The organism is Ilumatobacter sp. (assembly GCF_041688325.1).
In the GTDB taxonomy this organism is placed as follows: Bacteria; Actinomycetota; Acidimicrobiia; order Acidimicrobiales; family Ilumatobacteraceae; genus Ilumatobacter_A.
Genome location: NZ_JBDNIJ010000220.1, coordinates 1 through 7,950, shown reverse-complemented (window position 1 = coordinate 7,950; position 7,950 = coordinate 1). Strand labels below are relative to the sequence as shown.

General features: G+C 61.6%; 11 protein-coding genes. 4 read left to right on the top strand and 7 right to left on the bottom strand.

Going from position 1 to position 7,950, the window contains the following annotated elements; translation table 11 throughout:
- Positions 1 to 136: 136 nt before the first annotated feature.
- The 5 genes from ACH2EI_RS12510 to ACH2EI_RS12490 form a co-directional block, all read right to left on the bottom strand.
- The gene (locus ACH2EI_RS12510; RefSeq protein ID WP_395160266.1) at positions 137 to 880 is read right to left on the bottom strand and encodes a GNAT family N-acetyltransferase; all 744 of its coding nucleotides are present in this window, start codon (positions 878 to 880) and stop codon (positions 137 to 139) included.
- Positions 858 to 1,058, bottom strand: a complete 201-nt coding sequence (locus ACH2EI_RS12505; protein ID WP_395160264.1) for a hypothetical protein — start codon at positions 1,056 to 1,058, stop codon at positions 858 to 860. The genes ACH2EI_RS12510 and ACH2EI_RS12505 overlap by 23 nt, the downstream gene beginning before the upstream one ends.
- Before the next feature lie 24 nt (positions 1,059 to 1,082).
- On the bottom strand, positions 1,083 to 2,054 hold the full coding sequence (locus ACH2EI_RS12500; protein ID WP_395160262.1) for a DUF2332 domain-containing protein: 972 nt from the start codon (positions 2,052 to 2,054) through the stop codon (positions 1,083 to 1,085).
- A gap of 118 nt (positions 2,055 to 2,172) precedes the next feature.
- Positions 2,173 to 2,421: a hypothetical protein gene (locus ACH2EI_RS12495; RefSeq protein WP_395160260.1), complete on the bottom strand. Its 249-nt coding sequence runs from the start codon at positions 2,419 to 2,421 to the stop codon at positions 2,173 to 2,175.
- A 123-nt stretch (positions 2,422 to 2,544) separates the two neighbouring features.
- Positions 2,545 to 2,910: a hypothetical protein gene (locus tag ACH2EI_RS12490; protein WP_395152519.1), complete on the bottom strand. Its 366-nt coding sequence runs from the start codon at positions 2,908 to 2,910 to the stop codon at positions 2,545 to 2,547.
- A gap of 212 nt (positions 2,911 to 3,122) precedes the next feature.
- On the opposite strand from ACH2EI_RS12490, the gene ACH2EI_RS12485 reads away from it, so the two are divergent.
- The 4 genes from ACH2EI_RS12485 (at position 3,123) to ACH2EI_RS12470 (ending at position 5,529) form a co-directional block, all read left to right on the top strand.
- A complete protein-coding gene (locus ACH2EI_RS12485; protein ID WP_395152518.1) occupies positions 3,123 to 3,608 on the top strand; it encodes a GNAT family N-acetyltransferase in 486 nt (161 codons plus the stop codon).
- Between the two features lie 40 nt (positions 3,609 to 3,648).
- Entirely contained in the window at positions 3,649 to 4,155 is a 507-nt protein-coding gene (locus tag ACH2EI_RS12480) for a hypothetical protein (protein WP_395152517.1), read from the top strand.
- Positions 4,156 to 4,336: 181 nt separating this feature from the next.
- Positions 4,337 to 4,813 (top strand): RNA polymerase sigma factor, encoded by a 477-nt coding sequence (locus tag ACH2EI_RS12475; RefSeq protein WP_395160258.1) that lies wholly within the window; start codon positions 4,337 to 4,339, stop codon positions 4,811 to 4,813.
- Entirely contained in the window at positions 4,810 to 5,529 is a 720-nt protein-coding gene (locus ACH2EI_RS12470; RefSeq protein WP_395152515.1) for a c-type cytochrome, read from the top strand. The genes ACH2EI_RS12475 and ACH2EI_RS12470 overlap by 4 nt, the downstream gene beginning before the upstream one ends.
- 674 nt (positions 5,530 to 6,203) lie before the next feature.
- On the opposite strand, the gene ACH2EI_RS12465 is transcribed toward ACH2EI_RS12470, so the two are convergent.
- Positions 6,204 to 6,812 (bottom strand): sortase, encoded by a 609-nt coding sequence (locus ACH2EI_RS12465; RefSeq protein ID WP_395152520.1) that lies wholly within the window; start codon positions 6,810 to 6,812, stop codon positions 6,204 to 6,206.
- 115 nt (positions 6,813 to 6,927) lie between these two features.
- Complete coding sequence (locus ACH2EI_RS12460) at positions 6,928 to 7,422, bottom strand: RNA polymerase sigma factor (RefSeq protein WP_395152514.1); 495 nt, start codon at positions 7,420 to 7,422, stop codon at positions 6,928 to 6,930.
- Positions 7,423 to 7,950: the final 528 nt, after the last annotated feature.

Here is a 7,950-nt window from a genome sequence, read left to right as displayed (position 1 = left end):
GGCATGCCTCACCTGAGACGTTTCATGGCTGTCGCCATGAGCGCACATTCTGGGCGGGTACCCGAGCGCATCCGTGCCGTTATCTCGCACTGCGGTCGGCCGTTCAGGACTGTTGTTATGAGCTGTTCACCGAGTCTCAACGGGCGTGCGCTGCTGCGAGGAATCGGGTCGACATGCCTGCGCTTGAGTACAAGCGCCAGGCGGGTTTGTTGTGGGCGTCGACCATCAGGGCCGCGACTGGTCGTTGCTTCAGTGACAACGCGACCAAGTGATCGGTGATTGCTCGGCCGAGCCCGCGGCCCGAAGCCGGTCGGCGAACGGCGATGCCTGAGAGAAATCCGACATCAGGAGTCGACCACGCCAACGCCCCGACTGCGTCAAGTCCACCAAGGTTGTTACGGATTCCGATCCAACACTCGACGCCAGCGATTCCGGGCAACTCATGAGACCCAGCGAACTCTTCTGAGAGAAGCGCCCGGATGAGAACATCGTCGCTTTCGTCGAGTTGCACAACGTCGTGATCGGCGGATGCCCCGGCTGGAGCGAGTTGGGTTTGCATCCAGCAAAACGGTGGCACCCGAACGAGATTGTTGTCGGCGTTCACGAGAGCGTCGACAAGGCCAGGTTCGCCGATCGGTCGGTAGGTCTTGCCCACGACACGGCGTACTGCCTGAGCAAGTGGGACCAGCGACGTCTCGGCGCCCCAGAGCCCAAGTCGATCGTGCCCCGATCGGTTCGTTCCAGCAACCAGGACAGCGTCACGCAACGGCGACACCCAGGCCTCGAGCCGTGTAGCTCCAACATTCCCCAGCGTCCAGAGAATCATCTCGTCGCTACCAGTGATCTGTCGGACATCATCAATGTCGACCGCTCGATCCATCGTCGGAGCCTCGCACAGTGCCCCGTGCGGTGGCAGATAGCGCTGCCATGTCGTCACTGCCGCCAGAATCCGGACGAGCAATCTGGAGCACATCGACTGTCCGGAAAGTGCCGATCTCGGACGGGTCGCCGGCCAATTCGCGGCCGCGAATATCGAGCGCCTTCGAGGCGTTCGGCATGTGGCGTGCTGGTCGATGCGCAGGTCAGCGTGGGGGCATCCATCGCAGCCACCCACCGTGAGGGTCGGTCACTGCAATGAGTTCGGTGCCGTCTCGTCCGAGGTGAAACTGAGCGTGGCCCGGAGGCTCGGCGATTGGATCAGCGGCCTCTATCCCGGCGATGACCGATGGGCCCTCGTTCGAGAGCCAGACAACGTCGCTTCGACTGTTGACCAGGCTTCGCATCGTCGTTGCGAAGTCGAGGCGGCTTGGTTCGTCGACGTAGGCGAGAACGGCAGAGTGGAACACGACCTTGGTTGCGTCCCGTGGGGCCTCGTCGATCAGGTTGAGCGTCGCGCTGCGTAAGTCTCCTTGATCGATACGCGGCGGATCTGTCGCGACGATCGTTGCTGCGAGATCCAGGCGTTGTCGTCGTTCGTTGTGCTCAGGCCAGATACACGCTCGCAGCCATGCGAGATCTTCGTCGTCAGACACCGATAGCGGGTTCAAGTCGAGACCGGCCCTCCAGGCAACTGTTGGTAGTCGCTGAGGAGGTGGCACCGTGTGGGCTGTCTCGACTGCAATCTCGAGAGCTGAATCGCCGATCTGTTCGCCGTCGTAGCTGTACGCGTAGAGGTCGGGGAAGAGGCACAGCCCGGCTGACGCACCGACCTCGATCAGCGCAATCTCGCCTTTCAGGTCGGCGAGGAGCGGCAGGAAGGCAGCGCATCGTGCGACCTCGTTGGTTTGGGTCGATCGAGTACGCATTGTTGCTTCGAGTTCGTCGGAGTTCGATCGAATGAACTCGACAAATCCTTCGACGGCGTCGGTTGGCCCGCCGAGGAATCTGACCGATGCGAACAACAGGTTCGGTTGCCGCTTCGTCTCTGGGAGCAGCGATAGACGTTCCAACAGTTCGTTGCTTTCGGCGACCGCGTTGGCGAGGCGCTCGTACTGAGGCGACGACACGCGAGCTTCGATCTCAGCGAACCATCGATACCAAGCTGCGGTGTCCATCCACCGCCGACAGTAATCGTTGCAACCACGATGGCGACCTTGATCGGATCAACGTTGACCCGCTCAAGCGGTTCACCACGTTGGCGATCTCGCGAACGCTCGCGCAACGGTCGAGCGGTCAGGGCTGTTCCGGCGTAGTGGCTTCGTCGGTTGACTCGCCGGCTATGCCGGCTGGGGGCCAGATCGCGTCCTGGATCTCGAAGAGCTGATCGGCATCCGCCTCGCATCGGGCGCAAATGAAGATGTCGCCATCCTGATTGCGCGAACCGCCGTTGCGCCGTCGGTGACAGACAACGCAGGTCTCGGCAGAGGGTGGCACGGCACCATCTTCGCGCAGCCGCCCAGGCGGGCGTTTGGGTGCATCCATCGACGCTCCGTCAGCCGAGCAATATGGAGTGGTCGGCCGAGCACATCCGTGTAGATAGAGGACGGGTTGGAGGCGTTCGACCTGACGCGATTCTGATCGAGTGAAAGCGACAAGGTCGGCCGTTCAGCGCGGCACTGCCCAGTCGATCTGCGACTCCGGAATCCCCTCCCCGCGGGCGTGGACTTGGGCGGTCCGCAACGTTGCCTCGTCGCCTCGTGTGTAGGTGAAGACACGGTCCGAGAACACCACGTAGCTGCGCTCTCCGTTGTTGAAATCCACGTACCACGGACCAGATGCGAGACCATTGGCGAGCGTCTGCGCACTCCTCGGCGCGTCAGCATCGTCGACCTCGAACGTGACGACGGTCCAAGTGGCTGGTTGGCCACCTGCCGGCGACGCGAGGTCGACCACCGTGGTGTCGACGATTCGCAGCTCGTCAAGGATCGACAGCCGGTCCAGGCTCTCCTTGATCAGCACTCCCCGGTACACGCACCCAGTCTCGCATTTCTTCTCGACGCGCGGCGTGGAGGTCGTCTGATCGCCGGCGATCTGGAGCGGGGTCGCCGATCGAACGTGCCGTTCTTTCGCTGTGAGATCACCGTTGGAGCGCCGGCGATATTGAGCGGGTGCGATCCCTGTTCATCGAGGTCGTCGGCACTCGGCGCTGGCATCGGGCACCCGCCGTGACGTAGACAGATGGGATGAGTCCAGGGTCGACCAACCGCCTTGTTCCGATCGACCAGTCGAACTGGCGTGACGCGCTCCAAGTTCGCGTCAGCGACGAACAGCTGCCGATGGCCGCCGATTCTCAACCAATAGCACTGGTGATTCTGGCCAAGGCCTACGTCCGCGATGGCGGTCGCAATTGGGAACCACTCGCGTACCTGAGCCCTGACGGCACGATCATTGCCGTCCTCGCGCTGACACACGCGGACGACGTCGTCGAGGTGAGAAATCTCGCCGTGGATATCACCCAGCAAGGGACCGGGGTCGGCACAAAACTGATGGCTGCAGTGCTCGATTGGTGTCGAGCGCAGGGTTCAACGTCGGTGGAACTGACCTTCCACCCGGCCAACGAAGTAGCGGCCCGGCTGTACAGCCGGGCCGGTTTCACCTCAACTGGAACCACACGCAACGGTGAGCCGCTCTGGAGTATCTCTCTCGCTGGCACGTCGGAACCCGAGTGACACGACGCTGCCCGGCCCGCCTTCGATCAGACGCGCGTTCTTGAGCGCATGGCCAACGCGATACGTGCCGATCTGGAGCGGTCTGGCAGCGATTCTGTTCCTGTCGATATGGGCATCCCCCAAGGCCAACCAGGGCACTACCCCTATTGCGAGGATCGCCCTCGGCAGCAACGCTGACCGTGTGGGTCCATTGCCGTCGAAACTCCTCGCATTCCTTGCCGCACACCTCTGCATGCTCATCCTGATGGGCGGCCTGGTCGCTCACTATCAGGCCGATCCGAACGGCTTTCGATTGAACCACCTCGACGTCCTCGCTTGGTTCGCTGTCTTCACGGTCCCTCCGCTGGTGGTCGGGACGATGGCTCGGTCGCGAAGTGCCATCGGCGTCATTGCTGCCGCCCATGCGCTCAGCCCTCTCGCGCTGATCAACGCGATGAGAACCGAGGACCTCAACTTCGCGTTGATCATCTGGTGGATTCCGCTGCCGTTCTTCGTCGGGGTCGTGGTGATCACAGACTGGCTTATTCGAAGCCGACGGTCCGCATGATCTGATCGGGTGCTTCCGATCCGACGTGCCGATACAGGGCGGTTTGGTCCTCGATGCTGCAGTGCTGATATGTGCTTCCGCAGGGCGTGACAAAGTAGGTCTGTGTTGCGGTACGTCATGGACCCAGATTTGTTTTCGGAGCTGTCGTGCAACGATGGGCGTGGTGGCGTCTAATTCATTGATGACCAACACAGCCACGGATACGTCGTGTGTGCAGGACAGGTTGTGGCGTGAGCACGCAGCCGGGCTGGTTGGTTTCGCAACGTTTCTTGTTGGACCCAGCGATGCCAACGACCTCGTGGTTGAGGCGTTTCTTCGCTCTGTACCAAAGCTGGTTTCCGGTGATGTCGATGATCCCACTCGCTACCTGCTCCGAGCCGTCACCAACCAGGCGCACGATCTGCGGCGCGGGAGAAGCCGGCGGAGGCGCCGCGATCTGCAGGCAATCCGCCCGACCTCCACGCCCGTCGCTGACGAATTCGGAGACGTTCGTGGTGCTGTGGCCAATCTCAGCCTGGCGCAACGCACCGTTGTCTATTTCGTTTACTGGGAAGACCGCACCGAACGCGACATCGCAATGTTGCTCGGTGTTTCGCCGAGCACTGTCCGCGAGCACCTGCTGCGCGCCCGGACACACTTAAGAAAGGCCCTCGGATGAATGACCGGCTCGATAACGCAATCCGCGCCACAACCGCTGAAATTGTGTCGGCGGCTCCGCTGCCGCCAAGCAATCCAGTCAGCGCCGCGACGCAGCGCAACAAGATTCCGTACTGGGTGCTCCCTACGCTGGTACTGCTTCCGGTGTTCGGTTTCATGTACATCCGGGCACTCACCGGCGGCGCCGCCAGCTCGCCTGGACCGTTGACCGATGGTGCAGCGCTGTATTCGAAGTGTGCGTCGTGCCACGGTGCCGCAGGCGGCGGGGTTCAAGGGCAGGGCTACCAGTTCTCTGATGGTGAAGTGCTTGCAACGTTTCCCCGAATCGAGGACCACATCCGATTCGTCCACTACGGCACCGATCAATACCGGCTCGCCGGCGTCGCGATCTACGGCGACCCCGCCCGCGTTGGCGGGCCCCACATCACTGGTGAACGTGGTGCCATGCCCCCGTTCCGAGACGAGTTGACGACTGCTGAGATCATCGCAGTCGTCTGCCACGAGCGCTACACATTGTCAGGCGCTGACCCATCGAGTGACGACTACGTTGAGGAGTACAACACCTGGTGCTCGCCTGACGCTGTCCTGTACAGCGCCCTCAACAACGGCGAACTTGACCTCGTCGACAACCAGTCAACAGAGATCCAAATCGACGGCACCGATATCACTGTGACCCCCATTGGGCCGAGCCCAATCGACGGGAGCAGCCGAGAGTAGAACTCAACCAGCAAGCGATGGCCACGACGTCGAGCGATTCCCTGCCTGACCATGATTCTCGTTCAAAAGGTGCGCGCATCCCTCGGCGCAATCACGGACGGGTCACCGCGCGCTGAGATGAGATTTGGCGCGATCTGGAAGCCTTGGTCGCTGGCGCGTTATCGAGCGATCCGGACGCCTGCTGCGATTACCCAGTCGCATCCACCAGGGTTGAGCGCCCACACCCAGACGGTTGCTTGAACCACGGCGACAAGCAAAGCAGTGCCAACGAGCCTGAGTGAGTGACGAAGCCCCAACACGACATCGACAAGCAGCGGAACTCCCGTTGCAACAGCTGCTGTTGTTCAACTGAGAGGCGTGTTCGCAGACTGGTGTGTCTCTGGGATCGAGCAATCGAGGAACTCGTTGTACGAAACGTAAATGGTCACGGTGCCAGTGAGCCCAAGTGCGATCACCGAGACCAGCCAGGTCACGAGCGGCTCGCGCGTTCTTGAGCGGCCCGAGCGATCGAAAGTGCCGTTCATGAGCTGTGTGCCGCTCTCGCAAGCGGGGCCGATATGGGGCGCTCTGACCTCAGTTCAATTGGCGACGCCGCCGACAGAGCCGAGCCGTCCTCCAGCTCTGGGAGCTGACCAGAAACGAATCGGTTCCAACTCGCTGCGTTCGATCTTCGGTCAATCGCACGACCGGTCCCGGGGGCCAACGGTGAGTTCGTTGTACGGCGGTTCGGCGAGTTCAGCGGTTACTCGAATCTGTTCGCGAGCGGTGTAGCGAGGGTGATTCGCGTCGAGGACGAGCATCGCGTGATCGGTTGCTGGCAGCTCGGCGTCGATTTCGACAATCTCGGTTCCGGTGACGACGAACTGAAGGCGGCCAACTTCTGTGACGGTCTCGATCAGATCGCCAGCTTCGAGCATGTCGAGACACAAGAATGGATTTCCGAAGACTGTGCGATGTCCCCGGATGCGAGCGGCCCCGGGCTTTCCGATTTCGGCACTCGCCGGGTCGTGCCCTGGCTGACGTCGTATTGCTGCGTCCGAAACTCCGGTTCCGACTTCCACCTCCAACCCGATCGAGGGCACGCGGAGCGTGCCGACTATTGAAGTTGCATACGAGGGCTCCGCGGCGGGCACAGTGGAATCGACCGAATTTGCGACCGGAGCGGGACTGGGATTGGGTCGGTCTGCAATCACGACCAGACCCACGACCGCAGCAGCTGTCGCAACGAGCGTCGCTGTCCGGACAACGGTTCCGTGCGTCGCGCTTCGGCGACGAGTCGGCATCGGCGTCAGGTTCAACGACTCTAGTCGATCCCCGGACTTGACAATCTCGTCCAGGGTTATCGGAACGCTGTCTTGGCGAAGGTCGTCTCCAAGGCTGCGGAGTTGTGTGCGGGTGTCAGTGGACATGGGTTTCCTCCAGGTTGTTGCGGAGCCGTGCGAGGCCACGTTCGGAATGGGTCTGCACGGTTGAAGGGGCGACGTCGAGCACCTCGGAGACATCGCGGACGGTCCATCCGAACGCATGGACGAGCATCACCGCGCAGCGTTGCTGATCGCTCAAGTCACCGATCGCCTTCACGAGTTCTGGCGAAATTCGCTCGACATCGACATCGACGCGGACTTCGCCGTTGGCTACCGGGATTGGTCGCGGACGTATCCGATGCGCCGATGTTCGTCCGACGCGGTAGAGGTAGCCGACCGGGTTGGCCATTGCTTTGACCCGGTCCCAGTTCTCCCACGCCCAACTCAGCGCATCAACCGCGGCCATCCGCCCCTCGGCCACGCCGAATGACGCCGTCAACGCGATCCGGAGTCTTTCCTCGGACGCGCGCACGAACGTCTCGAACTCATCGATCGACCGCCGAGAGGTGTCGTTGTCGAAACCAGTCATTACTCAATAGAGCCCCACACCCCCATTCTTGTACGACAGCCCACCGAACATTTTCTGCAGTCCTTCAACAAGACACCGAAGGTCACGGCCATAGGCCGGAGGTCCGCCGCTACTAGCTTCGGCCGTGCGGCGGCCCACGCATAACGTTCACGCCGACAGCCGCTGACCCCGCTCGTGATCCGGCAATATGGGGGTAATCGCGTGCTCCATAACGTGCTGCCGGTAGACGTCTCGGGTGCTGTCGTCAGGTTGGGCGGGGGTTCTTACATGTGGCGCCGCATCGTGATGTGAGGGCGCACCTCCGAACGGTTACTCTCAGGGTTGCTCTCAAACGAGCGATTTCTTCGGGTAGCAACTCTCTGAACTGGTACTTCATGAGACTTAGCGGATTCCCGTCCATCTCCGCCAATGGGTCCACGGATGTCCGCTGGTGTGTTTCGAAAGTCCCATACGCTGGGGTTATTCGAAATTCGATCCACGGACGTTCGTGGCCGTTTGCGGAGCGTTGCTCTCACATCAGATGAGTCG